Source organism: Paenibacillus tundrae (assembly GCF_030812775.1).
GTDB lineage: Bacteria > Bacillota > Bacilli > Paenibacillales > Paenibacillaceae > Paenibacillus > Paenibacillus tundrae_A.
The window spans coordinates 277,965-304,593 of sequence record NZ_JAUSTI010000003.1 but is presented as its reverse complement, the minus strand read 5'-3'; the positions used below and the strand labels follow the sequence as shown (position 1 = coordinate 304,593).

Genomic DNA, 26,629 nt, shown 5'->3' with positions numbered 1-26,629 from the left:
ATCACTGCGGCCACTTTTCCCAAAATACTCTATTTTGCGTATTCAACCGCACGGGTTTCCCGAATGACGGTGACTTTGATGTGACCTGGATAATCGAGTTCATTCTCGATCATCTTCGTAATGTCACGTGCGAGACGGAATGCTTCAGCATCGTCGATCTTCTCAGGCTGTACCATAACGCGAACTTCGCGTCCAGCTTGGATAGCGTACGATTTCTCGACACCTTCGAACGATTCCGAAATCTCTTCCAATTTCTCCAGTCGTTTGATATACGTTTCCAGTGTTTCGCGGCGTGCACCCGGTCTTGCTGCAGAGAGCGCATCTGCTGCGCCAACCAGCATCGCAATAACCGAAGTTGCTTCGCAATCCCCGTGATGGGACGCGATACTGTTAATTACTACAGGATGTTCTTTGTATTTCTTCGCCAGTTCCACGCCAATTTCGACGTGTGATCCTTCCACTTCGTGATCCAGCGCTTTACCGATGTCATGCAATAGACCTGCACGTCTTGCCAGCGTTACGTCTTCTCCGAGTTCGCCAGCCATCAGCCCAGTCAAGTAAGCCACTTCCATAGAATGTTTCAAGACATTTTGACCATAACTTGTACGGAACTTCAGTCGTCCCAAAATTTTGATCAAGTCTGGGTGCAATCCATGAACGCCAACTTCAAAGGTTGCCTGCTCACCGTACTCACGGATACGCTCGTCCACTTCTTTACGAGACTTCTCAACCATCTCTTCAATGCGTGCCGGGTGGATTCGTCCATCTGCCACCAATTTCTCCAGGGCAGTACGAGCGATCTCACGACGGATCGGGTCAAAGCCCGACAGAATAACTGCTTCTGGCGTATCATCGATAATGAGGTCAATCCCCGTAAGGGTTTCAAGCGCACGGATGTTACGTCCTTCACGACCGATAATCCGGCCTTTCATTTCTTCATTCGGCAATGTCACAACAGATACTGTTGTTTCGGCAACGTGATCAGCCGCACAACGTTGGATAGCAAGCGTAATAATCTCGCGAGATTTCTTGTCCGCCTCTTCTTTCGCCTGCTGTTCGATGTCCTTGATCATTTGAGCCGTCTCGTGACGAACTTCCTGTTCTACGTTGGACAGTATGATACTGCGTGCATCTTCCATAGTGAGATTGGATATACGCTCCAATTCAGTCACTTGGTTTTTGTAAATCATTTCAATTTGCTGCTGTGTCTCATCAATACGTTTCTCTTTGTTAGCCACTTGCTCTTCTTTACGTTCGAGTGATTCCATCTTTTTATCCAGCGACTCTTCTTTTTGCAACAATCGTCTTTCTTGTCGTTGAATTTCGTTCCGACGTTCACGAGTGTCTTTTTCAGCCTCGGCGCGAATGCGATGAATTTCATCCTTCGCTTCCAGCACCGTTTCTTTCTTCAGTGCCTCTGCCTCTTTTTTCGCGTTCTCCACGATTTGTACGGCAGCTTGTTCCGCACTAGAGATTTTAGCCTCTGCAAGAGATTTGCGAATAAAATATCCTACTCCGAACCCAATGAATAGCGCGGCTACAACGAGAGCGATCATGATTGCAGTGTACATACTGTTCACCTCCTCGTTGATTCCTCCAAGGCATTCCTTGGGTCAATTTCAGTTTTCAAGCCTTACATATGTTTGGGAATAAAGATTACCTACGGCGATCCCCCGCCGATTTTCATTTCAAGTGTACATGTTCACCACGTACTATTCGCTCTCAAGCGAACCCATAATCATGAATGATTGAAATCTCAAGAACCGAAACCGCTTTTTTGGAAGGAAAAAGGGTTTCCATTTCAATAAGACTCATGTCCATTTTAGTATTTGACGAAAGAAATTGTCAAGAGAATGCGACATAGAGTGTCCTGTCTCCTAATCCCACAGTAAAGCGTCGTCATCATCAGGGTCTTTTGCCTCAGTTTCTTCAATTAAACAATTAACCACACGGCGCACCATATCCATCGGAAAACCACGCCGCATCAGAAAAGGAAGCGTTTTGCGTTTCTTCTCAGAAATGTCGCCTTTGACTTGATTCCACTTCTTACGTCCTGCGGTCAAAGCAGTCTCAAATTCTGTATCCCCGCTAACGGTTTCCAGAGCTTCAGCAATTAGATCATTGGCAATGCCCTTCTGACGAAGTTCTTGCCTTATCCACAGTTTTCCCTTACGCTGACCCTCCATACGCTGACGTGTCCATTCCTTCGCAAATGCTTCATCATCAATCAATCTCTCCTGCTCCAGCCGATCCAACACCTCTTCAATTAACGGAGGCGCAAACTGCTTCTGCCGCAAGCGCTGGCTTAATTCATGACGTGTACGCGGCTTAAATTCGAGGTAACGCAAAGACTGAACATATGTCTGTTGGCGCTCATCAGCCACAACAATTTCCTCAAGATCCTTTTTTACAAATGTGTTACCCCGTGTCAACCGATATTTAATCATTACATCTTCCAGAACAGTAATTGAGTGCATACCGAACTCGATACGATATCTCGCCACTCTTCCCTTCAGCAACCGCTCAACCCTTGTAATAGTCAACTCCTCATGATCGGGAAATTGGGAGATTCCCGTTAGCTCTGCTTCCTCAAATAAATCCTCATCATATTTGTCCATGCCTTAATCTCCTTTCATCGTTGCTATATAGGTTCAACTAAAGAAGTTTAGTTGAACCTATATAGCTCTGCTCTCTACAGGAGATCAGATATTATGATAAAAGGCCGGGAGTTCAGCCCGGCCATATCTTATACAGTTAGTGTGCCAACAGCCCCTGTCCCATGGGACAGAGGCTGTTAGACAATGCGAGCCACAAACCTTATTTCCTGTGCACAGTCAAGTCATAGTCAGACGAGCCTCAGGAGTTCAGTACATTACTCGTTAATTTCAAACAATTCTTGTTCTTCTGCTTCTTCTTTTTGCTGATCCTCAGTCGTTGGAGCAGGAACTAGCGTCGTTAAATTGCTTGCTTCACGAATTTTTTGCTCAATTACTTGGGCAATTTCTTTGTGCTCTTTCATGAATTGCTTCGCATTTTCGCGACCTTGTCCTAAACGCTCGCCCTCATAAGAGTACCATGCACCACTTTTGTTAACGATATCCAGTTCTGTACCAATGTCAATGATACTACCTTCTCTGGAGATACCCTCACCGTACATGATATCCACTTCAGCTTGTTTAAACGGTGGTGCTACTTTATTCTTAACGACTTTTACACGTGTACGGTTCCCGATGATGTCATTGCCTGACTTGATACTTTCAATCCGACGAACATCCAAACGAACTGTGGAGTAGAATTTCAAGGCACGACCACCAGGTGTTGTTTCAGGGTTACCAAACATAACCCCAACTTTTTCACGAAGCTGGTTAATGAAGATTGCGATTGTTTTGGATTTGCTGATTGCACCCGACAATTTACGCAACGCCTGTGACATCAGACGTGCCTGCAAACCAACGTGGGAATCCCCCATTTCGCCTTCAATTTCAGCTTTTGGTACCAATGCAGCAACAGAGTCAATAACGATAATATCTACAGCACCACTGCGAACGAGTGCTTCTGCAATTTCAAGCCCTTGCTCGCCCGTGTCTGGCTGAGACAGAAGCAATTCATCAATGTTAACACCAAGCTTACTTGCATATTGGGGGTCAAGAGCATGCTCGGCATCGATAAATGCAGCTTGTCCTCCTACTTTTTGCACTTCAGCAATCGCATGTAGTGCTACAGTTGTTTTACCAGAAGATTCAGGTCCATATATTTCAACAATCCGGCCTTTAGGCAAGCCGCCTGTTCCTAATGCAATATCCAAAGCCAAGGAACCACTGGGGATAATTTCCACCTGCATGTGGGTCGACTCACCCAGTTTCATGATGGATCCTTTACCAAATTGCTTCTCTATTTGACGGAGCGCCATATCAAGCGCGGCACGACGGTCTGACAATATGCTCACACCCTTTACTGTTTATAAGATAATGATACCTTGTTTTAACACGTTTGCCAAGCTTTTTTTCGAACATACATTCGTTTTTTTTCGCAAGGTCGAGGCGCCTCTTCCTCAAGAAAATCTGGAATTAAACAGAAAAAAGAACCGTAAACAAGGCTACAGTGCCTGATTCTACGGTTCTTCCGTCTGTTAAAAGTATACCTGGTTTACACTGTAAAAGCAAACCAAGCGAAAGAACTAATCTAGTTCAACAAGCTTGCGCCACAATCGGTACAAGATAGATTTGGTCGAACGGATGCGAACCGTTTCCCGATTACCGTTAATACGTAATTCATGGATTTCCGTCTCTTTGCCACGTTCAGCTAGAGCAATGAAGACGAGACCAGGTGGCTTACGCTCAGAATAACCCGGTCCTGCGACACCTGTAACAGCTAATCCAAAGTTAGCATCACCAATCATGCGTACCTGCTCTGCCAATACTTTAGCAACCTCTGGACTTACAGCTCCGGGCGCATCTTCCCCCTCAAGATAATCATGAGGAACGTTCAGCAGTTTTTCTTTCATCTCATTGGAATAACATACAATTCCGCCTTTAAGAATTGCCGCACTGCCTGGAATTGATGTCAGGCTCTGCATAACAAGCCCGCCTGTGCAGCTCTCAGCAGCACTAAGAGTCAGACCCATATCAGCCATCATCGTAACAATCGTATACTCAATAGGCACATCCTCGTTGGCGTACAGATGCTCTGGCAAACGCTCACGAATCTGAACTTCCATCGCATCCAGCTTAACCTTCGCTTCTCCCTCATTCGGTGCTTTGGTAGAGACACGCACAGTAACCTCCCCTTCGCTTGCATACGGTGCAATCGTAGGGTCTGTCTGTCCGTCGATCAGATCAAGCAGACGATCCTCCAAAGCCGACTCCCCTATACCTGCAAACTTCAGCATTCTGGAATAGATCGGCATCTCTTCTGTCAGAACATGTTGAAATAGCCACGGCTTAACCTCCTGCTCAAACATCGGAATCAGCTCTTTAGGCGGCCCAGGCATAACTACATAGTGTTTTCCATTGTCAGAGATAGCATTTCCCGCTGCAAGCCCCGTCTCGTTAGCTAGAGGTGTTCCCCCTTCAATAACGATAGCCTGACGGCGATTATTCTCGGTCATCGTAACATTACGATCCCTGAAAAAGCCTTCTATTTTGTCCATCGCTAGTCGATCTATATGCAGCTTACGACCTAACACATCAGCCAGAGCATCTTTGGTTAGATCATCCTGTGTTGGGCCAATGCCACCGGAAAATAAAATGACATCTGCACGACTCTGAGCAATGCGAATTGCTTCACTAAGGCGACTCAGATTGTCCCCAACAACTGTTTGGAAATACACATCAATTCCGATCGCGGCTAATTCGCGAGACAAATATCTCGCATTGGTATTCACAATCTGTCCAAGCAATAGCTCTGTGCCAACCGCAATGATTTCTGCCTTCATTCTGTATCCTCCTGTACACGCTGTGAGTATTCAAAGGGCAATAGGATGTTTTCCTATTGCCCTTAGTACAAGTTGTTCCTTCTAAATTACCCGTTTTCCGGAACGATTACGCTTTTGATAAATTAAGCAAGTTTTTGTTTTTAATGAAATAATCAATTCCTGACCAGATTGTTATAATCGCTGCAGCCCACACTGCGATAACATCCACATGAATCCCTGTGTAGGAGAACGGGAAATTATTCAGCAGAAGCAGTACAATAGCTACAATTTGCACAACGGTTTTTAGCTTGCCCCAATTGCTTGCCGCTACAACAGATCCATCCAGCAATGCAATCTGGCGAAGACCTGTGACTGCAAATTCACGGCTAATGATCACGACAGCAATCCAGGAATCTAACTTACCCATTTCTACGAGTGAAATGAGTACAGCAGTCACCAACAGCTTGTCTGCCAAAGGATCAAGCAGTTTACCAAGATTAGTAACCATATTGTTCTTACGTGCCAAGTAACCATCGAGTCCATCTGTACTTGCTGCAATGACAAAAATTACAGCCGCAATCAATTGATTATAAGGAAGCGAAAAGCTTCCAAGCTGCAACGGCTCTGGATAAAATGGAAAATCCACGAGCAGAAACACCATCAAAAAAGGGATTAAGCAAATTCGTGCAAGCGTAATCCGGTTGGGTAAATTCACAAGACGCCCTCCCTCTTATCCTCCAATAACTCCAAACACTCATCTTTATCCCAGATGCATCATCAGAAACTTGTAATTTGTACAGGCCACTTCAGCAACATGTCTCACTATGTAAAAAACGCAAAAAATAAAGTCCACCGTTCAAACGTAAAAGCGTTTAAAACGTTCCGGTGACTTCCAGAAAATGTACTGCTTATCACAAAGTCAGCAAACGATGATGACTGGGCTAATATGATGGATTGCCAGCAATGCACACTTAGTATAATATACGCCCATTGCAGTGTCAAAAAACGCTTGTTGATTTCAAGCGTTCTGAACGCATGGCTTATTTAAAGTTGGTATACTGCAGATCTAGTGGCAGATTTGCACCATTCAACAATTGCATTACCGCTTGCAAATCATTCTTACTTTTTCCAGTTACCCGTAGTTGATCACCCTGAATCTGGCTCTTCACTTTCATCTTGGAATCACGGATCAAAATATTGATTTTTTTAGCAATATCCTGGTCAATTCCTTGTTTGAAGCTCAGACGTTGACGAACGGTTCCCGAAGAAGCTGGTTCAACCTTGCCATAATCAATATTCTTCAGAGGCAGCCCTCGTTTTGCCATCTTGGATTGCAACACATCAATAACAGACTTGAGCTTGCTCTCATCATCAGACACAATTGTTAGAGCATCTTTGTCCAATTTCAAGCTACTCTTGCTCCCCTTAAAATCATAACGTGTGCCTATTTCCTTTTCCGTTTGTGTTACGGCATTAGTCAGTTCCTGCAAGTCCATCTTGGACACGATATCAAAAGAATTTTCTGAACTCAAACCGGTCACCCTTTCAGTTATCATATGTTCTGTGTAACATTATAGAGGATACCCTATTGAAAAGTCTAATTTTAGAGAAGATAAACAACAGAAAAAGCATTCTTGACCCTCCATGGTTGGCTGATCAAGAATGCTTTTTCTTACTGTTGTCTTATAGCCTAATACCTGCTGCGGTTTGGTTGTCTGAACATATCAAGCACACCCAAAATCACATGTGCAAGTCCAAACCCCAAAATTCCGTAACCCCAAGCGCTCGGGGTTAAATAGTACCCCAGGAGGCTGACAATAATCCCTAAACCTGTTACGATCCAGCTGACTGTCATAGCCTTCCACCTCGCTTTACCGAAGATTAACTGCAAGTTAAGACAAGGTTAGTGTCCCCCGCAGTGACTTCGGTTATTCGCCAGTGGCTGTGCCTTCGCTTCCGTCCGTTGACGTAGAGTCTACACTATCCGTTGTTGTGCTATCAGCACTGTCATCCCCAAGCTGTAAACGGATCCGATTCGTGGCTTTACCATCTGTTACCACTTGTCCGCCTACCTCAATAGTCGTTGCTGAAGCACGACCAGATTTAATGTACAGACCTGAACTATCCAAATTAAACGTAAAGGAGTTTCCATCAGCAGTCATACCGAACTGCAGTTTTTCGCCGCTGGAATTTTCACCTTTGTACACCTCAAGCCAGCTCTCGCCTGAAGCATTAATCGTTACCGTCACAGGCTGTCCTGCACTTCCACTCACTTTAAAGTTTGTGATATTGCCTGATTTGCCATCTTCAGTCACAGCTACCCCTGTAGGCGGACTAGTTGGCTCCTCCTCTGTGTCCTCTGGCGTTTGGCCTGCAGGATCATCGGTTTGTTCATCTGTCTGTCCCGGTTCTTCTTGACCCCCGCCGTTACCACCTGCAGCACCTTCATCTCCACCTGTTTCTGTAGATGGTGGATTAGCCGCCTGTCCGTTATCCGTAGGTTGATCTGGTTTATCATCTGGTTGTTGCTGGCTATCAGTGATCTTTGTATCATCCAGGCTTGGAGTTTCATCTCCACCCTTGCCCGAAGACCAAAAGGCATAAAGCAACACTAGAATTAATAATGGGAATGTCCACATTAAAGCGACAGACATCCAGCGATTATTTCGCTCGACCGGACGACTGGAACGCTTCTGAATAACAGGCTCCATAGTCGCTTCGGCTTCCTCTGCCGGTACATCCTTTTTGTGACCCTCTAACAGCTCATCAGGGTTCAGTCCAACCGTTTCCGCATAGGTTTTAATGAACGCACGCACATAGAAGCTACCTGGAAGCACCTTGTAATCTCCTGCTTCTATTGCCTCCAAGTACCTTTTGCGAATTTTAGTCATTTCCTGTACGTCGTCAAGACTCATCCCTTTTTGCAGCCGGGCCTCTCTCAACTGCTGACCCAGTTCAGACATGCCATCTCCTCCTTCAGTTTTTCTTTTTCTCTGTAGTCAGCATTTTGCATCATTCGATCCCACATGCTCAAGGGTACAAGATCTAGACGAAATCGAAGTCTCGCCTAGATCCTATGGGTTTGATAGTTGACCTTTCGGATTGTGCAAAATGCTCTAGTTGGTGCTAATCTATTTCATGATCTTTCACGCAGCCTTACAGTTCATCGGTGTAGCTGGCCGTAAACGTATCATAAATAATTTCTTCGCCTGGATTATTCCGAAGCTCAATGATAATGTCAAAATCATTATAATCATACTCGGATTCCTGTACAAAAATATCTGGATGCTCAATGACCTTAGTACTTGGCATCGTCATGATATCCTGTAACAAGTTATAGTGCCGTTCGCTCGAACGAATCGTACTAACAATACCATCGATGATAAATACATTGTTTGGATTCATTTCGTCCTCGGATAGTTGACTCCTTATGGTCTGACGCAGGAGGGTGGACGACACAAAGGTCCAACGTTTCATCGCGCACACACTACCCGCAATAATAGATTCCGTTTTCCCTACGCGCGGCATACCGCGTAACCCGATAACCTGATTACCTTCCCTTTTAAATACTTCACCCAAAAAGTCCACAAGTAACCCAAGCTCATCACGTGTAAAACGAAATGTTTTACGATCATCAGAATCACGGTCGATATATCGACCATGACGAACAGCCAGTATATCGACTAGCTTCGGTTGGCGCAAAGCTGACACGGTAATGCTGTTAACTTTAGCAAGCATCTCGCCTAAAAGACGAATCTTCTCATCATCATCCGATTCAAGAAGCATACCACGAGTTTTGCCCTCAACACCATTGATGGTCAATATATTGACTTCAAGCATCCCCAGCATAGAGGCGATATCCCCCAAAAGGCCGGGTCTGTTCTTATGTATTTTGTATTCCATATACCATTGTTTAGATTCCATTTGAACACCCCGTAATGCATTATTCCACATTATTCGACAGCAACAGAACGCGTCCTTAAGACAGCAAACTGAGTCATCTTCTAAAAATGGGTCACGTTAATGATATATAAAATGAAAATGAATTACAAGAACAGGTCTGTAATCAGTCTGTAATCATTAGAGAAAAGCCCCCTTGCGGGAGCTCTCCATCTGTGAAACTTATGCGTTTTGTTTGGCCAATTTGACCATCAGGCACGCGATCGTGCGACGCTCATCTGCATCGCCGACATCCCATAATTCCTTCAATGCCCGGTTGGAATGGTTCGCCGGATCGACTTTCTCATCCAGAAAGTCACCGATTTCGTAGGCAAGTTTGTTGATGGTATCTTCACTCATACCCATCTTCTCTGCTTGCAGTACGCGATCACCTAAGAACTTCTTCCAAGTGTCAAAGTTAGAGACCACTGTTTTTTCTGTTGACATGATAAATCCTCCTTAGCTGTCGCATGAGATTTAAAATCAACAGTTGTAATATGTGCTTTCCGAACATTTTATATACAGGGTAAATCATCCAGCAATGCTCTAGTCTCATTATTCAAGCGGATTACGTAAGCCAGCCTCCGTTAGGACTAATGATCTGCCCATTAATGTATCCAGACTCTGGTAAGGCGAGGAAATAGACCAGTGACGAAATTTCATCAGGCTGAGCAAGTCTTCCAGCGGGAATTTCCTCTTCTAACAGTTTCAACTCATCCTGATCTAAATGATCTAACATTGATGTCTGAACCGCCCCGGGAGCAACCGCATTTACGGTCACCCCAGATGGTGCAAGCTCTTTGGCTAACGCTTTGGTAAAGGCATTTAAGCCTCCTTTAGTCGTGGAATACAGCACTTCACAGGAGGCACCTGACAACCCCCATATGGATGACACGTTAATAATTCGTCCATATCGTTGTGAGATCATATGTGGCATCATTTCCTGGGTACACATAAATGTACCTTTCAGATTGATTGCCATCACTTCATCCCATATTTCTTCCGTGACATCTGCGAGCATTCCGTAATGGGATATCCCCGCGTTGTTAACTAGTATATCAGGCATTAGCCCGTGACTTTCCAGCTTCTCTCGCATACGTCCAATCTGTTCCCGACTACGAAGATCCGCAGATACCGTCATTACCTTGCCACTACCATGCTCCATACATCTTCTAGCCGCTTCATTGGCTGCTTCATGTGATTTCATGTAGTGAATTACGACATTCATGCCAACTCTCGCAAAGCGCTCTGCAATGGCTGCTCCAATGCCTCCACTCGCACCAGTAACCAGCACTGTCATTTCTCCAATCGGCTTCAACATTTGTCCTGTTCCCCTCTCCATGTTAAGGACTCACGACAAGCGATACCGCTAGTTGATCCCAACGAATATGTTCTTTCAATCTGTCATTTACTTCTTCCAAGGTAAGGGATTCATACACCGGTAACATGTTGAAAAAGTCCCCTCCACGGAATTGTTGACGTGTAAATTCATGTGCAATGTTCTCTGGTGAATTCAGCATTCGTAAATATCCCCCTATTTTCTTTTTGCGAGCCCGCTCAAAATCAGAGGCTTCAAATCCTTTTGCCACGATAGCATCGACCTCTTCACGGATTCGGGCGAGCAATAGATCCGGATCCTTCGTGTCACCACCAATAGCCGAGAATGCATACTGCGGTGAGCTGTTGTATTCAAATCCGAAACTATCCGAAATCAGATCCTCATCATACAGCTTCTGGAACAGTGGTGTACTGGAGCCAAAAAGTAGATCCATCATTAATTTGGTAGCCATGTCACGACGCAGCAATTCTTCTCCAGTGAATCCGACCTCTGTTTCCTTGAACCCAAAGAGACACTTAGGCAAGGATACAGCGAGTTTGGATTCTCGTCTGGCCTCTCCTACTTGCTCTGGTTCATCCTCGAACAGACGCTCTATCTGTCCTTGGGACTCAAAGCTTTTCTCCGCTTGGTTCCTACGAACCAGTTCCATCACTTCTTCCGGGTCTACTCCACCAACAACAAACAAGAGCATGTTACTCGGATGGTAGAAAGAATGGTAACAGTTGTATAACGTTTCCTTCGTGATCCCACTTATGGATTCAACGGTACCCGCAATGTCGATATGCACAGGATGTTTCTGATACATAGCTTCAATTAAGCCAAAGTAAACACGCCAATCGGGATTATCGGAATACATATTAATTTCCTGGCCGATAATACCTTTTTCCTTGTCCACATTTTGATTCGTAAAATACGGATTTTGCACAAAATTGATTAATGTTTGTATATTTTCGTTAATATGCTCTGTGGCAGAAAACAAATAAACGGTCTGATCGAAACTGGTAAATGCGTTCGCCGAAGCACCATTAGACGCAAAAGTAGCAAAAATATCACCAGTCGGCTCTTCAAACATTTTGTGTTCCAAAAAGTGAGCAATGCCATCTGGCACTTTCATCTCTTCTTGTCCCTCTACTCGGAAATGATTATCAACCGATCCATATTTCGTAGCAAACGTTGCATACGTTTTCTGGAATCCCGGTTTAGGCAGTATATAGACATGCAGTCCATTTTCCATGACTTCGTAATACAGCGTTTCCTGCAAATGTTCATATCTTATGCTCTCCACCGGTTATTCCTCCTTCTCATCACGCAAGAAATAAATCGTATCCAGACGGAACTTCTCAGCTGCTTGTTGAACATCAACTTTGCTAAGGGACTCTACTTGATTCAACAGCTCTTCAACTGTACGATCTTTCCCTGATAATTGGCGATTAAAATCATAAGCGATCATCTCGTATGCAGAATCCTGCATTTCTTTTAAAAGGTTGCGAATCATCGCTTTGGTCTGCGACATCTCCAGATCCGTGATTGCTCCACTTTTCATCTCTTCTAGCTGCTGTTTAATAATGGTCACAGCCTTCTCATAATTGGGGATTTCAATTCCTGATTGAATGGTTGCAATCCCCTTATGTCCGTCATAACGTGAAGAAGCGTAATAAGCTAAACTTTCTTTCTCACGAACATTAACAAACAATTTCGAATGAGGATACCCGCCCAAAATACCATTGTACAGCAACGCCGATGCATATTCAGGGTCTCTGTACGTGATCGATGTCCGTAATCCCATATTCAATTTACCTTGACTGACACTCATTCGTTCAACCACTGTATTGACTTCATTATCTCCGACAGAAGCTTCTTGCGCATGATAGTCAGCAGACGTCACTCGCTCCACATTAAAATGTCGCTCGACCATGTTCTCCACTTCTTCCAACGTTGTATCTCCAACCACATATAGATCCATACTTGCATCCTGCAACCATGATTGATATGAATTTGTCAAACCCTGAGGTTCAATAGTAGAAAGATCTTTGCGCTCTCCCAATGGATGCAGACGGTAAGGCTCATGCTTACACATCTCCTCAATGCTTCGCTCAGCAGCGTAACGCATTTTATCATTGACGATGGATTCCAACTTTTTGCGTACCGTTTCACGCTCAGCCTGCACATAAGATGACCTGAAATGTCCATTCTCCTGAGCCGGGCGAGTGAGCACTTCCCCTAGGAAAGCAAAAGAACGATCCAGCAGCTGCTCATCTCCACCTACAAACGAATCATTAATGGTATCCATCCGAAATTGTACAATCTGATAGTCTCCGCGTTTATATACGTCAAACCCAAATCCAGCACCATACAAATGCTCCAGTTGTTCACGGAACTGCGTTGTTTCAGGATATGATTCTGTTCCCCGTCGAAGTACAAAAGGGGTTAGCGCCACCTTTGTAACTGTATCTTCTTGTAAAGGAACACCCGCGTAAAGCGATATAGCGAATGTCTTGAAACGTTTCGTAGGCAATACATGTATACGGAATTGTTTCCGACTTCCTCGTTCAAAGCCTGTTGTATTCAACTGTCAAAACCCCTTTACGGCGTCATTTGTCATGCACGATTGCGTTGTGATGCTAAGCGTAGCAAACCTTAAGCGTATCAACCATTTTAACCCATCCAAAAGCCAAGAAGCAACCAAAGACACGCCTTCTGGTTGCTTCTTGAGAACATTCGAAACGTCCGTATTGATATTCCTAAATAGTAAGAAATGGACTTCATGGACGCTTCTTATAAGATCATTACATACAGAAGATGTGCTGACCGATTGTTTTCACCTGAGGGCGAGTCCAGATCCATTTCGATGTTGCTGTTTTCGGATTAAAATAATACAGACACCCACCCGATGGATCCCATCCATTCATCGCTTGTTCAACAGCCTTACGCGCTTGCGCATTAGGCTCTAAGTAAATCTGACCATCCGCCACCGCGGTAAACGCACCAGGTTGGAAGATAACTCCTGACGGTGTACTAGGAAAGCTTTCGGCTCTAACGCGATTCAAAATCACGGCCGCTACTGCCACTTGACCTTCGAATGGTTCGCCACGCGCTTCCCCATATACGGCATTCGCCATGATTTTTAGTTCATTCTCGGAAAGTCCCATCGTGTTGGCTGAACCCATATTATTCTGTTCTTGATTAGCCGAATCCGCATTCCCTTGTTTATTTCCAGCCGGCTGCTTATGCAAAGGAGGCTCAGTAGGTGACCACTGTTTGGTTGCATTGTACAGCTTCAATTTGGTCTTAGCGCCAACGACTCCATCTGCTTTCATTCCGAATTCGGACTGAAACCACTTTACAGATTTTAACGTGCTACTGCCAAAATTACTGTCGATTTTACCATTGTAGAATCCGAGATACTTCAGTCTACCCTGTAACTCATAGACATCCTGACCATAGCTCCCATACTTGACAGCATTACTACTAAAGGTGGGCATAGCCGTCTCTTCCGTTTGCGGCTTACTTGGACTAGTACTTTCCGTTGCCGCATGGTGAGGGAGCAAATAACGAAGTCCCAATGCGGACATCAGCAAAATAGCAGTGAAAAGCCATATGTTCATTTTTCGCATCGATTGTGCTCTACCTTTCTCTTGTGGGATTAACAGAATCGCTAAGCTTATTATGACAAGCCTGCCTGTTTCCTATGCACCAATTCTCCCGAGGATTGGACAAGATGCCAATGCATCAAACAAATAAACACATAAAAAACCCTCAATCAAATGGATTGAGGGTTTCCTTGCCGTCTGTTATAGCCTATTAACATTACGAGCTTATTTTATTTTGCTGATATTGCTCCAGTGAGATTAATACTTCCCTCGGCTTACTACCTTCATAAGGGCCTATAACACCTCGGGCTTCCATGGAATCAATTAAACGTGCAGCCCGGGTATAACCAACTCGCATCCGGCGCTGCAATAGTGATACTGAGGCTTGCTTAGCCTCCAATATAATCTGTACAGCCTGCTCATACAGCTCGTCCTGTACTTCGTCCGCCGCCTGAACCGAGTCATCTACCTCAGGCACGATCGATTCATCATATTGGGCTTCACCTTGGCCACGTACATAATTTACAATGTTCTCCACTTCCTCATCGCTCATGAACGCTCCTTGTACCCGCACAGGCTTGGAAGCCCCCATAGGCATGAACAGCATGTCTCCACGTCCTAAAAGCTTCTCCGCGCCACCCATATCAAGGATTGTTCGTGAATCGACTTGGGAAGACACGCCAAAGGCAATTCGTGATGGGATGTTGGCTTTGATTACCCCTGTAATAACGTCAACGGAAGGCCGCTGGGTTGCGATGATCAAATGAATCCCTGCGGCACGCGCCATCTGAGCTAATCGAGCAATCGCATCCTCCACGTCACCTGCCGCGACCATCATAAGATCAGCAAGCTCATCTACAATAACTACGATGTAAGGTAAGATTGCTGCTGGATTATCCTTCATCAAGTTGTTGTAACCTTCTACATTCCGAGTACCCGATTTGGAGAATAGCTCATATCGCTTCTCCATCTCAACTACGATTTTTTTCAAAGCAAGCGACGCCCGTTTGGGATCCGTTACAACAGGAGCCATCAGATGCGGGATGCCGTTATATACGTTCAACTCGACCATTTTGGGATCGACCATCAAGAACTTCACTTCGTCTGGCTTAGCTTTGTACAGTATGCTCGTGATGATTCCGTTAATACATACTGATTTACCCGAACCCGTGGCACCAGCAACAAGTAGATGGGGCATCCGAGCTAAATTACCGATGATGGTCTGACCCGAGATATCGCGTCCAAAAGCAATCGTCACTTTGGATTCTGCATCTTGGAAGGTTGCCGTCTCCATGACTTCTCTCATGGTTACCATAGAAACTTCTCCATTAGGTACTTCAATACCTATGGCTGATTTACCAGGAATCGGTGCTTCCATACGAATGTCTTTAGCTGCCAGAGCCAATGCAATATCGTCTGTAAGACTGACAATTCTGCTGACCTTTACACCGATATCTGGTTGAATCTCGTACCGCGTCACCGCAGGTCCTCGAACGACTTCAAGAACCTTAGCTCGAACTCCGAAGCTTTCCAAAGTAGCTTCTAGCTTACGCGCTGTCTGCATATAATCCTTCTGATCCCCAGCCTTGCCACCATTGTTCGGCTTAGAGAGAAGGCGGAACGAAGGTAATTTGTAAGGCTTCGGTGGCGGTGGTGGTGGCTGAATAGGTTGTGCTTCTTCATTACCACTACTCGATGCAGGATCAAGCGGTGTAGAATTGTTCTCTGTGGCTTCAGCAGTTAGAACCTGGTCACCAGTATGAACCTCACCAACACCTTCCTCAGGCACAGACCAATCTTCATCAGAGCCAAGTGATTCATCTTTGATCTGAATCCCATGATCCCCTTCGTTACCAGGGTCACTTATATCCGCTGGAAATGGATATGCGTCATCCAGATCGTCATCCTTGTTGGTATCCTCTGAACGAACATGTTCAAAGAAATCACGAATGATAGGAGCAGAACTGGCTCTAGTTGGCATAGCTCCAGCCGGTGTAGGCGTTGACTCCGCAGTATAGCGAGACTCTTCACGCCATGTTTCCGCTACATCCTCTTGAGCCGCTCGATACAAAACCTGCTCTGAAGCAGACACATCATCTTGATGCTTGCTCGGTTCAGCATTCGTCTGTTCACGATCTGCCCCCCATTTCCCAAACAATTGGAGGAAGATTGGCGTCTTGCGTTTAGGAAGCTGCGCATCTTCAAGATCGTCATCTTCATCATCTTCATAAGTGTCTGCTGGGACAGGTACCACTTTACGTTTGTTGCCCGACTTCTTACCTGCCGTAGCAACTCGTGTAGGTCTGGATTCAAACTTCTTGTACATGGTAGTGCCCGCATCCCACACCTTTGTTCTGAAGATACGAATCAGGTCGACATAGGAAAGATTCGTAATCAGCATGAAACTGATAATAAACATGACAATCATAATCAAACGTGCACCTAAACTGCCAAACAACCATAAGAAAAGAGCAAACTGACCTGCTCCAAGGTATCCGCCACTAATATCTTTGCCCAGCATCGATTCTCGTTCACCCGGTGCAGGTTGAAGCAACTCCGTCTGCATATCATTATGTACCTGCGTAATTACCGCACCTGGTTCAAGTGCTCCTACGGGAATTAGCTTCTGGTGCATCGCGGAAACAGTACTCATTAAAGTTAAGGCGAACACTAGAAGGACTAGTCCCGTCTTGCGTGTAGTCCAACCACTCGGCCATTTCCGGTGAATCATTACCATTAATCCGTAATAAATTCCAATCAGCGGAATGATAAAATAAAATTTGCCTAACATTAGTCCAAACATCTTGGACAGGGAACGTCCTACCGTTGCTTCACCCGAAAGTGCAATGACCGCAAGGGTAATCAGAACAATCCCGTAGATTTCATATTTTAAAACGCCACCAAACGCAGCAGCCTTTTTCTTCTTCTTTTTTCTTCTGGCCAAAATCAGGTCACCCCCAGAAGAATATTATACCATACAAATATAATCCGTACATATGTTCTTTTCTTGCTCTATTTGTCTTATTTCGTCGCGTCATGTTAATTCCTAGTTACCGGAAAGTGGCACCCTCGATCCAGGCGCATTGGAAGCATCGAGATACGCTTCAAGCGGGCAATCAAGCAAACGAATAATGACAGCCTCCGTCTCACTGACAGGTCTAACCTGCATTAACAAACCGTTTACCTTAACCTCTCTTGTAGCCTCACCCTCTTGCCACATTCCAGACCAGAGCTGTTCAGGAGGCATTACGGTATACATGGTCATTGCGTATATCCTCCTACTTGTATCGTTTGTTTCTTGTCTCCAATCAACTGATTCAATTGAGCAATGGCCTGACCAATTCCGCCAACAGCATCCATTAATCCATACTTAACAGCATCTGCACTTCCTACCGCAGTTCCAATATCTCGATTCAGCTCACCTGTCTTAAACATCAGTTCCTTGAACATCTCTTCTGAAATATTAGAGTGTGTGGTGACGAAGCGTACAACCCGTTCTTGCATCTTCTCCATGTATTCAAACGTCTGAGGTACTCCAATGACCAGTCCGTTCATACGGATCGGATGAATGGTCATCGTTGCACTTCCTGCAATTAGCGAATAAGTCGAGGCTACCGCAATTGGAACACCGATGCTGTGTCCTCCTCCAATCACAACCGTAACTGTAGGTTTGCTCAGAGAAGCAATCATCTCAGCAATTGCCAAACCCGCCTCAACGTCCCCACCTACTGTATTCAAAATAATCAATATTCCCTCAATACGTGGGTTCTGCTCAGCTGCAACCAACTGCGGAATAATATGTTCATATTTTGTCGTTTTGTTCTGAGGAGGCAAAATCAGATGGCCTTCCACCTGACCAATGATGGTCATACAAAAAATATTGGACTCGCCTGCAGGTGACTGTGTTTGTCCAAATTGCTGGATCGCCTCCGTGACAGGCGCCATGCCTTTGTCCTCTTTGTCGGGTACTTCTGGTAGCTCTGTCTCAGGTTGATTCGATTTAGACATTTGTCTCTTATTCATTTCATTATTCATTAGGCTATTCCCCTTCTCCAATACATTTGATGTTTGCCTTAGTATGGGGAATTTTCCAGCCTCCTTATACCCACTTCATATTCAAATAGGTGTGTCACGTGGCAGAAAAGATGTAACAAACACAAAAAAGCCCCTTCTCTACGAGGAACCGTCCAATATTACTCGTAGAGAAGGGGCGACTGTGTGCCTGAATATATGTTTGTTTATCGTACGTTTAAACTTCCATGATGATTGGCAAAATCATCGGTCTACGACGAGTTTGCTCATACAAGAAGCGTCCCAGTGCATCTTTGACATTCGTTTTGAGTGAAGCCCATTCGTTTACGTTCTCACTCATCAGCTTTTGCAATGTGCTACTTACAATGCGATTCGCTTCATCAAGCAGTCCTTCGGATTCCCGTACGTATACAAAACCACGGGAGATAATGTCCGGACCTGATACAATTTTGCCATCCTGTTTGCTGAGCGTTACTACAACAACCAGAATACCATCTTGAGATAACAGTTTGCGGTCACGAAGTACGATATTACCTACGTCGCCTACACCCAGGCCATCAATCAATACGTTACCTGCAGTAACTTTACCTGCTCTACGAGCAGAGCCACCTTGGATTTCTATTACTTCACCGATGTCAGTGATAAAAATGTTGTCCGGATCAATGCCAACCGATTCTGCAAGTACTGCATGGCGGCGTTGCATACGGAATTCACCGTGGATTGGCAAGAAGAATTTTGGTTTCATCAGGTTGAGCATCAATTTCAATTCTTCCTGACTACCGTGACCGGATACGTGAACGCCACTGTTGGCACCGCTGTAATGCACGTTAGCACCCAGACGGAACAATTCATCAATTGTACGTCCTACATATTTTTCATTACCAGGAACAGGTGTTGCTGCAATAATTACAGTATCACCAGGCAGAATATCTACTTTACGATGCGTCGAACGGGCCATCCGAGTCAGAGCGGACATTGGCTCGCCTTGGCTTCCTGTGCAGAGAATTACAACACGGTCAGCAGCCATTTTGCCTACTTCTTCCGGTTCAATGATCATGCCATCTGGAATTTCAAGATAACCTAGCTCAGAAGCGATCCCTACTACGTTCACCATACTGCGTCCGATAACTGCAACTTTACGTCCAGTCACTTCCGCTGCATTGATGACCTGTTGAATCCGGTGTACGTTCGAAGCAAATGTTGCTACAACAACACGTTGACTCGCTTTACGGAAAATGTCTTCCAGAACGATGCCCACATTTTTCTCCGAAGGCGTGAATCCTGGCTTCTCTGCATTTGTACTATCGGACAAGAGAGCAAGTACGCCATTCGTTCCGATCTGTGCCATACGTTGAAGATCCGCATATTGACCGTTGACTGGTGTGTGGTCAAATTTGAAGTCACCTGTATGAACAACAGCACCTTCTGGTGTTTCCACGCATACACCCACAGAATCCGGAATACTATGGTTAGTGGCGAAGAATGTTGCTTTCAGCACAGAACCCAGTTGAATCTCGGAATCAGCATCGATCAAAATCCGTTTTGTTTCACCCAGCAAATTCGCTTCTTTCAGCTTGTTTTCTACAAGACCGAGGGTAAGTTTTGTTCCGTATACCGGAACGTTCAAATGTTTCAGAACATATGGCAAGCCGCCGATATGATCCTCGTGTCCGTGAGTCAAAATAATGCCTCTTACTTTGTCACGATTTTCAGTCAGATAAGAGATGTCAGGAATGACAATATCGATTCCAAGCATATCTTCTTCAGGGAATTTAAGACCAGCATCTACGACAACAATGTCGTTGGCATATTGGATGACGTACATATTTTTACCAATTTCACCTACGCCGCCCAGTGCAAAAATCATCAGTTTATCGTTATTATTTTTCTTAGACAAATGAATCTAAACCTCCTATGGTAGTTGGACGTCGTACCTTATTATTTATTGTAAGTTAAGAAAAGCAGTCCTCACACTTCAACCTAAATATTAGGTATCAATGGTTATGAACGCCTCTATTCACGATATTTGGAAGAAGTTCTTCGAAGTTATTCCCCTTCACCAACAAGTTGGATTTTTGAAATGATTCCTTCTTAGCCGTTCCTTCCCTTTTCACCGCAAAGCCACATCACCTAACGATGTCGCTTTCAATTTCAAAAAAATACCGCACCCAGTCACTTGACATCATTATACATGATTAAAAACAAAAAAAACAAGTCACTGTGTCGTTATACATAGGTTTCCCTCTGACATTGAATGTGAATCAGCCTAAAATAGGGGAATAAAAAAAGAACCGTCTTCTTATAGAGCAGAAGAACGGTTCTTGAGATCCATTTAATATTCTGGAAAATATTAATAAAATAATTATTCTAAGTATTGCTGACTTACTCTAGTTAAACAGCCCTCGAATATACACTTGCTCTTCCTCGGTTGGAGCAATGAGCGGAAGACGCACTGAACCTACGTTTAATCCACGCATTGTCAGTGCATATTTAACCGCTACCGGGTTAGGGAGAGGCTGTGGACACTCAAATAGTCCTTTGAATATCGGGAAAAGTTTCTGATGAATCTTCGCAGCTTGCAGAGGATCTCCTCCGACAAACGAATCAATCATCGTTTTCATCTCTGCCCCAATCACATGACTAGCTACACTAACAATGCCATGGGCACCTACGGCAAGCGCTGGTAGTCCAGAAGCATCGTCTCCTGTGTACACTCTGAAATGCTCAGGCGCATCCGCAGCGATTAACGTAACGTGCTCTAACGAGGCACACTCTTTCGTTGCAATGATGTTTGGAATCTGAGCAAGACGAAGCGTTGTAGCCGCAGTAAGGCTCGCTACCGTACGTCCAGGAACGTTATAGAGCATAACCGGGAGTTTAGTCGAGGCTGCGATAGCCTCAAAATGTTTAAACATCCCTTCCTGACTTGGCTTGTTGTAGTAGGGAACCACCAACAATACCCCATCAGCACCTACACGCTCGGCCTCTTGTGTTAGATGGATCGAATGAGCCGTGTTATTACTTCCCGTGCCGGCGATAATTTTGCAACGGCCAGCAGCATGTTTGACTGTAAACTCGAAAAGTTGTACCTTTTCCGAATCGCTAAGCGTGGGAGACTCCCCTGTCGTTCCAGAAACAACAAGTGTTTCAGACTTTTGTTCTACAATCAGATAGTCAATTAGTCGTGCTGTTTCCTCCCAATGAATCTCTCCTTGATCGTTAAACGGAGTGACCATTGCTGTAATCAATCTTCCAAAGTCCACTTCGATTCCTCCTCAAAACAGGTCTGCTCGGTTCAATTCAGCTTATAAATGAAGTTCGAATGAGGCGTGAAGCGCCCTCAATGCCTGAACCATATCTTCTTTTTTTACGAGTACCCAGATGGTGGTGTTGGAATCTGCGGATTGCAGAATCTGAATATCGGCTAGCGTTAATGACTCCACAATTCTAGCCATGATCCCTGGTACACCATTAATGCCCCCACCGATCACTGATACTTTGGCACAGCCAGACAAACTTTGGGGTTTAAGACCAATCTCCTGCAGAACTTGAATCGCCTTCTCAGAATCACTGTCAAACACCGTATATACGACTCCCGATGGGGTCACATTAATAAAATCGACACTGATCGAATTCTCAGCCATCGTTTTAAACACCTTGAGCTGTAATCGATCCGCACCGCCAGGAACTTCAACCGCAATCTGAGTCACATTGCTTACATAAGCTATACCTGTTACATAACGGTCAATAATGCCTGTCTGTACATCTTGAAATCCTTCAGGATGTGTTACCAGCGTACCTTCACTGTCCGCAAAAGTAGAGCGTACACGCACCGGAATTTGAGCTTGCATGGCAATCTCTACCGCACGGGGATGGATGACCTTGGCACCATGATGCGCCATATTGCAGATTTCGGCATAACTCACAACAGTCAAAGGACGTGCATCTTCAACGATCCGCGGATCGGCAGTCAATATGCCATTGACATCGGTATAAATATCAACCATCTCCGCACGTAGTGCAGCACCCAATGCTGTAGCCGATGTATCACTTCCACCACGACCAAGCGTAGTAAAGTCTCCATTCTCCGTCTGCCCTTGAAACCCTGTAACAATAACGACCCGTCCCTGCTCAAGTTGCTCCAGTACACGAACAGGACGGACATCCAAAATCCGGGCATTCCCGAAATTGTCGTCCGTCACAAACCCTGCTTGCGCTCCGGTCAGCACTGTCGTGGATATCCCTTCATGTTCCAGCAAACTGCTAAGTGTAGTTGCTGATATGATTTCACCACAGCACAGCAGTAAATCCCTCTCACGTGCAGATATGGCATTTCCGTTCTGGGCAGTCCAGTCCAGTAATGTATCTGTTGCGTAAGGCTCACCTCGGCGACCCATGGCGGAAACAACAACCACCAAACTTAGGCCTGCTTCAAGCTCACGTTTAATATGACGGAGCACGTGCTCTCTAGCCTGAACGGTAGATAGCGACGTGCCACCGAATTTCTGTACCATGATGCGCATCTTTATTCCTCCATTTGTGTACGCAAGAAGACTAGACACGGGCCAAATCAACAAATGGATCAACCTAGGGAGCGTCCCGATGCGATAACTTCACCCACTGTACGGCATACATGGCATTCCCGTTAGTAGAATGTTTGCACCTGACAATCTACACACAGGTCACGAATGTTACCGCCATAATACGCAAGACCTATGAACGCATCCCGCTTGCGGTGAGCTTAAGCATCGCAAACAGGAATGCCCTTACACGACAGGAACGCGGACACAGGCTGGTATTCACACCTGGTTTATCGTCCCCCATGATTTTCTTTGTCTATCGAACCTTATGCATCTCTTCAAGCGTATAACCGTTATCCTTGAACTTGTTCCTCTGCGAAACCGTATTTAACAACAGGCCAAGATTATATATTACATTAAGCTTGTGGAGAACGTTCAACAATCATTGGCTGTAGCTGTTTACCATCCAGTGCACTCCAGCAAGCTTCTGGAATCAGTTCCATCTTGGCTACTAACGAATTAGGCTTCTTCACCGGATCATCCTGCCCGAACGGCACAAAATACATGTATTTCGCTACAAGCAGTTTGGCGATGTTGGCTGCATTCAGACCCAGACCATCATTCGTAGAAATAGCGAGTACGACAGGACGCTGATTGCGCATCTGCGCTTTGGCTGCCATCAGCACAGGACTATCGGTCATTGCATTAGCGAGCTTACTCGTCGTATTCCCTGTGCAAGGAGCGATAACGAGTACATCCAGCAATTTGGAAGGCCCTAACGGTTCCGCCTCAACAATTGTAGAAATAATATCATTACCCGTTATATCTTTCAACTGTTTCTGCCAATTCTGAGCCGTTCCAAAACGTGTATCCGTCGTTAAAACTGAATTGGAAATAATAGGAACCACATTTGCGCCTTCAGCTACGAACCGGCTAATGACCGGCATAACCTCTTCAAACGTACAATGAGACCCTGTAATTGCGTAACCTACCGTTTTTCCCTGCCAGTTCATTGTTCAACCTCCCGTGCGTTTTGTTCTTCCAAAAGCAAACGGATCAGCGCGTCGGCAATAATACCGCCAGCCGTTTTGGGAGCAACTATACCGGGGAGGCCAGGCGCTAGCAGCGCCTTCATACCGCGTTTTTCAGCATATCGAAAATCGCAGCCACCAGGGGCAGATGCAAGGTCGATAATGACTGCTTTTTGCGGCATTCTGGACAGGATTTGTGCTGTGATTATCATAGTCGGTATCGTATTAAAAAGCAAGTCAACTTCCCCGGTTTGAGCAGCCAAATCCGTTGTCATAAAAGGCTTCCAGCCCATAATTGTCGCGCGAGCAACATCCTCTTCACGCCTGATTCCAACCCGTACATTTGCTCCAAGTCCCTGCAGTGTTTTGGCCATTGTGAATCCCGTACGACCCAAACCAAGCACAATACATTCCGATCCGTGGATCGTGAAGTCCGTCTCGCGAATCGCCATAGCGATAGCGCCCTCTGCTGTCGGAATAGAGTTATAGAGCGCAATATCATCACGATTCAACACTTCAATTAATCGCAGCCCATTCTCTTGACACAGATTACGTAAGAATGGTTTAGCCATGCCTGTAAAGACAATGCAATGCTCCGGCAATGCCGCAACATGCTCCTTTTTTAGAAAAATCGGCAACTCACTGAATGACGTATTCACTTTACCCTGATCATCACAACCTACGACGGGTAGAATCAACACATCTGCGGAAGCGAATACTTCATCATCCAATTCCTGAAGTTCAATTCCCGGAATAGAGCACTCCAGCCTGTCGAATCCAACCACGGTTACCGTAGCATCCAACTCTGCGCACTTTTGAATGACTTCAAGCTGCCGCGCATCTCCGCCCAGGACTACTATCCGGACACCGGTCAGCATCGGGACGTCACTCCTTTCACCACACGTATGCCTTATCGTATGCAGTTGCCTACATAGGGGTGAAAACACATTAAAAAAAGAGCCATCCCACTGTCTCGGGATGACTCTTCCTGATCCGTTCATATGCGCATACCTGGTCATCGCGATCGACTCCACCAAGAATGCATATGTACTTCATTTATTTTCCTGTATGGCCGAATCCGCCTTCTCCACGAATCGTTTCCGAAAGCTCACTAACTTCAGATAACTCCACTACAGGTACGGTTTGGAAAACGATTTGAGCAATACGCTCACCACGTACAATAGTAAATGGCTCTTGCCCAAGATTAATGAGCAACACCTTTACTTCTCCACGATAGTCGGCATCAATGGTGCCTGGTGTGTTCAGACACGTGATCCCGTGTTTGAATGCAAGTCCACTACGTGGACGGATCTGTGCTTCAAGGCCTGCCGGCATAGCCATTGCGAGACCTGTTGGAATAAGTGTACGTTGACCTGGTTGCAATGTAACGTCTTCCTGTAATGCGGCCACTACATCAAAGCCGGAAGCAAGCTCCGACATTTTTTGTGGCAGTTTAATATCTTCATTGCCCGGTAGCTTTTGAATTTGAACGTAATGCAACAAAATCATCCCTTCTGAGTCCAGCAATAGTTCGATCCGAAGCCCCAACCATCGCAAGAGCAAAAGGCTCTGCGAACATCAGGTCTAGTACAGCATCGATATCATCCATGGTTACTTGTTCAATTTTGGCAATCATTTCATCTAACGTATGGTGTCTGCCCAGCATAAGCTCGTTTTTACCCAGACGGTTCATACGACTACCCGTGCTCTCCAAACTGAGAATCAGACTGCCTTTGAGCTGCTCTTTTCCTTTGCGTAGTTCATCTTCGGACAAACCATGAACTGCCAGATCATTAAGCACCTCTTTTGTCAGATCCAATACTTCCTTCGTCTGTTTCGGTGCAGTACCTGCATAGATTGTGAAGAGTCCGCTATCCGCATGAGAGCTATGATAGGAATAGACTGAATAGGCCAAACCACGTTTCTCCCGAATTTCCTGGAACAGTCGAGAACTCATTCCCCCACCAATGGCGTTGTTCAACACAACCATAGCGAATTGAAGCGGATCACCAATTTTGCAGCCTGGGAAGGAAATACAAATATGATTCTGTTCGGTTTTCTTCTTGTGGAAAAGCTGTCCACTCTGGAATTTAGGCTCTGTAACTTGCTCGGCAACCCCATTCACATCGAATTCACCAAAATGCTTTTCCATTAATTCAATGACACTGTCGTCAATATTACCAGCAATACTAATGACTGTATTTTCAATGGTATAGTGCTCTTTCATATATGCGCGCAGATGGCTCGAATCCATCATCTTGAGACGTTCTTCCGTACCTAAGATCGGATAAGCCAGCGGATGCTCGCCATAAGCAGCAAGTGCCATAAGATCATGCACCATATCATCTGGTGTATCTTCGTACATCGATATTTCTTCAAGGATGACATTCTTTTCTTTACTTAGTTCACCCTCATCCATTTTGGATCGGAAAAACATATCAGACAATACGTCTACTGCAATCGGCAGATGTTCGTCCAATACTTTTGCATAATAACAAGTGTATTCTTTGGAAGTAAAGGCATTAACATTACCACCAATAGCATCAAATTGTTCCGCAATCGCTTTTGCATCATAACGATCGGTTCCCTTGAACAACATGTGCTCAATAAAATGAGAAACCCCGTTGCTTGCAAGCTGTTCATTACGCGAACCTGTTTTGACCCATATACCGAAAGACACGGAACGACAGGTCGGGATCTGTTCCATGACAACTCTGAGGCCATTGCCCAGCTGAATTTTTTTCACGGTTGGCCCTCCTACATCT

The 26,629-nt window shown here is 45.2% G+C and carries 24 protein-coding genes; all 24 read right to left on the bottom strand.

Going from position 1 to position 26,629, the window contains the following annotated elements; genetic code table 11:
- Window positions 1-29: 29 nt before the first annotated feature.
- Window positions 30-1,571 (bottom strand): ribonuclease Y, encoded by a 1,542-nt coding sequence (gene rny, locus J2T19_RS07160; protein ID WP_056700714.1) that lies wholly within the window; start codon window positions 1,569-1,571, stop codon window positions 30-32.
- A gap of 306 nt (window positions 1,572-1,877) precedes the next feature.
- On the bottom strand, window positions 1,878-2,618 hold the full coding sequence (locus J2T19_RS07155) for a regulatory protein RecX (protein WP_145046400.1): 741 nt from the start codon (window positions 2,616-2,618) through the stop codon (window positions 1,878-1,880).
- Window positions 2,619-2,872: 254 nt separating this feature from the next.
- The gene (gene recA / locus J2T19_RS07150) at window positions 2,873-3,937 is read right to left on the bottom strand and encodes a recombinase RecA (RefSeq protein ID WP_145046399.1); all 1,065 of its coding nucleotides are present in this window, start codon (window positions 3,935-3,937) and stop codon (window positions 2,873-2,875) included.
- 240 nt (window positions 3,938-4,177) lie between these two features.
- Window positions 4,178-5,434 carry a competence/damage-inducible protein A gene (locus J2T19_RS07145; RefSeq protein WP_307214281.1) on the bottom strand — a complete coding sequence of 419 codons (1,257 nt, stop codon included), beginning with the start codon at window positions 5,432-5,434 and terminating at the stop codon, window positions 4,178-4,180.
- A 106-nt stretch (window positions 5,435-5,540) separates the two neighbouring features.
- Window positions 5,541-6,128 carry a CDP-diacylglycerol--glycerol-3-phosphate 3-phosphatidyltransferase gene (pgsA, locus tag J2T19_RS07140; RefSeq protein WP_307214280.1) on the bottom strand — a complete coding sequence of 196 codons (588 nt, stop codon included), beginning with the start codon at window positions 6,126-6,128 and terminating at the stop codon, window positions 5,541-5,543.
- Window positions 6,129-6,453: 325 nt separating this feature from the next.
- The gene (locus tag J2T19_RS07135; protein WP_145046393.1) at window positions 6,454-6,945 is read right to left on the bottom strand and encodes a YajQ family cyclic di-GMP-binding protein; all 492 of its coding nucleotides are present in this window, start codon (window positions 6,943-6,945) and stop codon (window positions 6,454-6,456) included.
- A gap of 158 nt (window positions 6,946-7,103) precedes the next feature.
- The gene (locus tag J2T19_RS07130) at window positions 7,104-7,268 is read right to left on the bottom strand and encodes a hypothetical protein (protein WP_164848671.1); all 165 of its coding nucleotides are present in this window, start codon (window positions 7,266-7,268) and stop codon (window positions 7,104-7,106) included.
- 73 nt (window positions 7,269-7,341) lie between these two features.
- Entirely contained in the window at window positions 7,342-8,376 is a 1,035-nt protein-coding gene (locus tag J2T19_RS07125; protein WP_307214279.1) for a helix-turn-helix domain-containing protein, read from the bottom strand.
- 193 nt (window positions 8,377-8,569) lie between these two features.
- On the bottom strand, window positions 8,570-9,337 hold the full coding sequence (locus J2T19_RS07120) for a DUF3388 domain-containing protein (RefSeq protein WP_056700702.1): 768 nt from the start codon (window positions 9,335-9,337) through the stop codon (window positions 8,570-8,572).
- A gap of 198 nt (window positions 9,338-9,535) precedes the next feature.
- On the bottom strand, window positions 9,536-9,799 hold the full coding sequence (locus J2T19_RS07115; RefSeq protein ID WP_145046389.1) for a DUF3243 domain-containing protein: 264 nt from the start codon (window positions 9,797-9,799) through the stop codon (window positions 9,536-9,538).
- A 121-nt stretch (window positions 9,800-9,920) separates the two neighbouring features.
- Entirely contained in the window at window positions 9,921-10,694 is a 774-nt protein-coding gene (ymfI, locus tag J2T19_RS07110; protein WP_307214278.1) for an elongation factor P 5-aminopentanone reductase, read from the bottom strand.
- A 1-nt stretch (window position 10,695) separates the two neighbouring features.
- Window positions 10,696-11,976, bottom strand: a complete 1,281-nt coding sequence (gene yfmH, locus J2T19_RS07105) for an EF-P 5-aminopentanol modification-associated protein YfmH (protein WP_307214277.1) — start codon at window positions 11,974-11,976, stop codon at window positions 10,696-10,698.
- Between the two features lie 3 nt (window positions 11,977-11,979).
- Window positions 11,980-13,260 carry an EF-P 5-aminopentanol modification-associated protein YfmF gene (gene yfmF, locus J2T19_RS07100; RefSeq protein ID WP_307214276.1) on the bottom strand — a complete coding sequence of 427 codons (1,281 nt, stop codon included), beginning with the start codon at window positions 13,258-13,260 and terminating at the stop codon, window positions 11,980-11,982.
- A 217-nt stretch (window positions 13,261-13,477) separates the two neighbouring features.
- Window positions 13,478-14,305 (bottom strand): spore cortex-lytic enzyme, encoded by an 828-nt coding sequence (gene sleB, locus J2T19_RS07095; RefSeq protein ID WP_307214275.1) that lies wholly within the window; start codon window positions 14,303-14,305, stop codon window positions 13,478-13,480.
- Between the two features lie 193 nt (window positions 14,306-14,498).
- Entirely contained in the window at window positions 14,499-17,225 is a 2,727-nt protein-coding gene (locus J2T19_RS07090; protein ID WP_307214274.1) for an FtsK/SpoIIIE family DNA translocase, read from the bottom strand.
- 102 nt (window positions 17,226-17,327) lie between these two features.
- A complete protein-coding gene (locus J2T19_RS07085; protein WP_307214273.1) occupies window positions 17,328-17,546 on the bottom strand; it encodes a YlzJ-like family protein in 219 nt (72 codons plus the stop codon).
- Window positions 17,543-18,316: a ClpP family protease gene (locus J2T19_RS07080; RefSeq protein ID WP_307214272.1), complete on the bottom strand. Its 774-nt coding sequence runs from the start codon at window positions 18,314-18,316 to the stop codon at window positions 17,543-17,545. The genes J2T19_RS07085 and J2T19_RS07080 overlap by 4 nt, the downstream gene beginning before the upstream one ends.
- Window positions 18,317-18,530: 214 nt before the next feature.
- The gene (locus tag J2T19_RS07075; RefSeq protein WP_056700691.1) at window positions 18,531-20,210 is read right to left on the bottom strand and encodes a ribonuclease J; all 1,680 of its coding nucleotides are present in this window, start codon (window positions 20,208-20,210) and stop codon (window positions 18,531-18,533) included.
- A gap of 490 nt (window positions 20,211-20,700) precedes the next feature.
- Window positions 20,701-21,576: a 4-hydroxy-tetrahydrodipicolinate synthase gene (dapA, locus tag J2T19_RS07070; protein ID WP_056700689.1), complete on the bottom strand. Its 876-nt coding sequence runs from the start codon at window positions 21,574-21,576 to the stop codon at window positions 20,701-20,703.
- Between the two features lie 42 nt (window positions 21,577-21,618).
- Window positions 21,619-22,836 carry an aspartate kinase gene (gene dapG / locus J2T19_RS07065; protein ID WP_145046377.1) on the bottom strand — a complete coding sequence of 406 codons (1,218 nt, stop codon included), beginning with the start codon at window positions 22,834-22,836 and terminating at the stop codon, window positions 21,619-21,621.
- A 413-nt stretch (window positions 22,837-23,249) separates the two neighbouring features.
- The gene (locus J2T19_RS07060) at window positions 23,250-23,846 is read right to left on the bottom strand and encodes a dipicolinate synthase subunit B (RefSeq protein WP_239289487.1); all 597 of its coding nucleotides are present in this window, start codon (window positions 23,844-23,846) and stop codon (window positions 23,250-23,252) included.
- Window positions 23,843-24,742, bottom strand: coding sequence for a dipicolinate synthase subunit DpsA (gene dpsA, locus J2T19_RS07055; protein WP_307214271.1), 900 nt, complete (start codon window positions 24,740-24,742; stop codon window positions 23,843-23,845). The genes J2T19_RS07060 and dpsA overlap by 4 nt, the downstream gene beginning before the upstream one ends.
- Window positions 24,743-24,920: 178 nt before the next feature.
- Window positions 24,921-25,367 carry a dUTP diphosphatase gene (gene dut / locus J2T19_RS07050; RefSeq protein ID WP_307214583.1) on the bottom strand — a complete coding sequence of 149 codons (447 nt, stop codon included), beginning with the start codon at window positions 25,365-25,367 and terminating at the stop codon, window positions 24,921-24,923.
- Window positions 25,327-26,610, bottom strand: coding sequence for a M16 family metallopeptidase (locus tag J2T19_RS07045; protein ID WP_307214270.1), 1,284 nt, complete (start codon window positions 26,608-26,610; stop codon window positions 25,327-25,329). Before J2T19_RS07045 ends, dut begins: the two co-directional genes overlap by 41 nt.
- Window positions 26,611-26,629: the final 19 nt, after the last annotated feature.

Excerpts from the sequence above, each read along its gene's own strand:
- rny (WP_056700714.1), bottom strand. The coding sequence starts at position 1,571 with ATGTACACTGCAATCATGATCGCTCTCGTTGTAGCCGCGCTATTCATT.
- J2T19_RS07145 (WP_307214281.1), bottom strand. The coding sequence starts at position 5,434 with ATGAAGGCAGAAATCATTGCGGTTGGCACAGAGCTATTGCTTGGACAG.
- J2T19_RS07120 (WP_056700702.1), bottom strand. The coding sequence starts at position 9,337 with ATGGAATCTAAACAATGGTATATGGAATACAAAATACATAAGAACAGA.
- J2T19_RS07080 (WP_307214272.1), bottom strand. The coding sequence starts at position 18,316 with ATGAATAATGAAATGAATAAGAGACAAATGTCTAAATCGAATCAACCT.
- dapG (WP_145046377.1), bottom strand. The coding sequence starts at position 22,836 with ATGCGCATCATGGTACAGAAATTCGGTGGCACGTCGCTATCTACCGTT.
- sleB (WP_307214275.1), bottom strand. The coding sequence starts at position 14,305 with ATGCGAAAAATGAACATATGGCTTTTCACTGCTATTTTGCTGATGTCC.
- J2T19_RS07155 (WP_145046400.1), bottom strand. The coding sequence starts at position 2,618 with ATGGACAAATATGATGAGGATTTATTTGAGGAAGCAGAGCTAACGGGA.
- ymfI (WP_307214278.1), bottom strand. The coding sequence starts at position 10,694 with ATGGAGAGGGGAACAGGACAAATGTTGAAGCCGATTGGAGAAATGACA.
- J2T19_RS07085 (WP_307214273.1), bottom strand. The coding sequence starts at position 17,546 with ATGACCATGTATACCGTAATGCCTCCTGAACAGCTCTGGTCTGGAATG.
- J2T19_RS07130 (WP_164848671.1), bottom strand. The coding sequence starts at position 7,268 with ATGACAGTCAGCTGGATCGTAACAGGTTTAGGGATTATTGTCAGCCTC.
- J2T19_RS07060 (WP_239289487.1), bottom strand. The coding sequence starts at position 23,846 with ATGAACTGGCAGGGAAAAACGGTAGGTTACGCAATTACAGGGTCTCAT.
- dpsA (WP_307214271.1), bottom strand. The coding sequence starts at position 24,742 with ATGCTGACCGGTGTCCGGATAGTAGTCCTGGGCGGAGATGCGCGGCAG.
- J2T19_RS07115 (WP_145046389.1), bottom strand. The coding sequence starts at position 9,799 with ATGTCAACAGAAAAAACAGTGGTCTCTAACTTTGACACTTGGAAGAAG.
- J2T19_RS07125 (WP_307214279.1), bottom strand. The coding sequence starts at position 8,376 with ATGTCTGAACTGGGTCAGCAGTTGAGAGAGGCCCGGCTGCAAAAAGGG.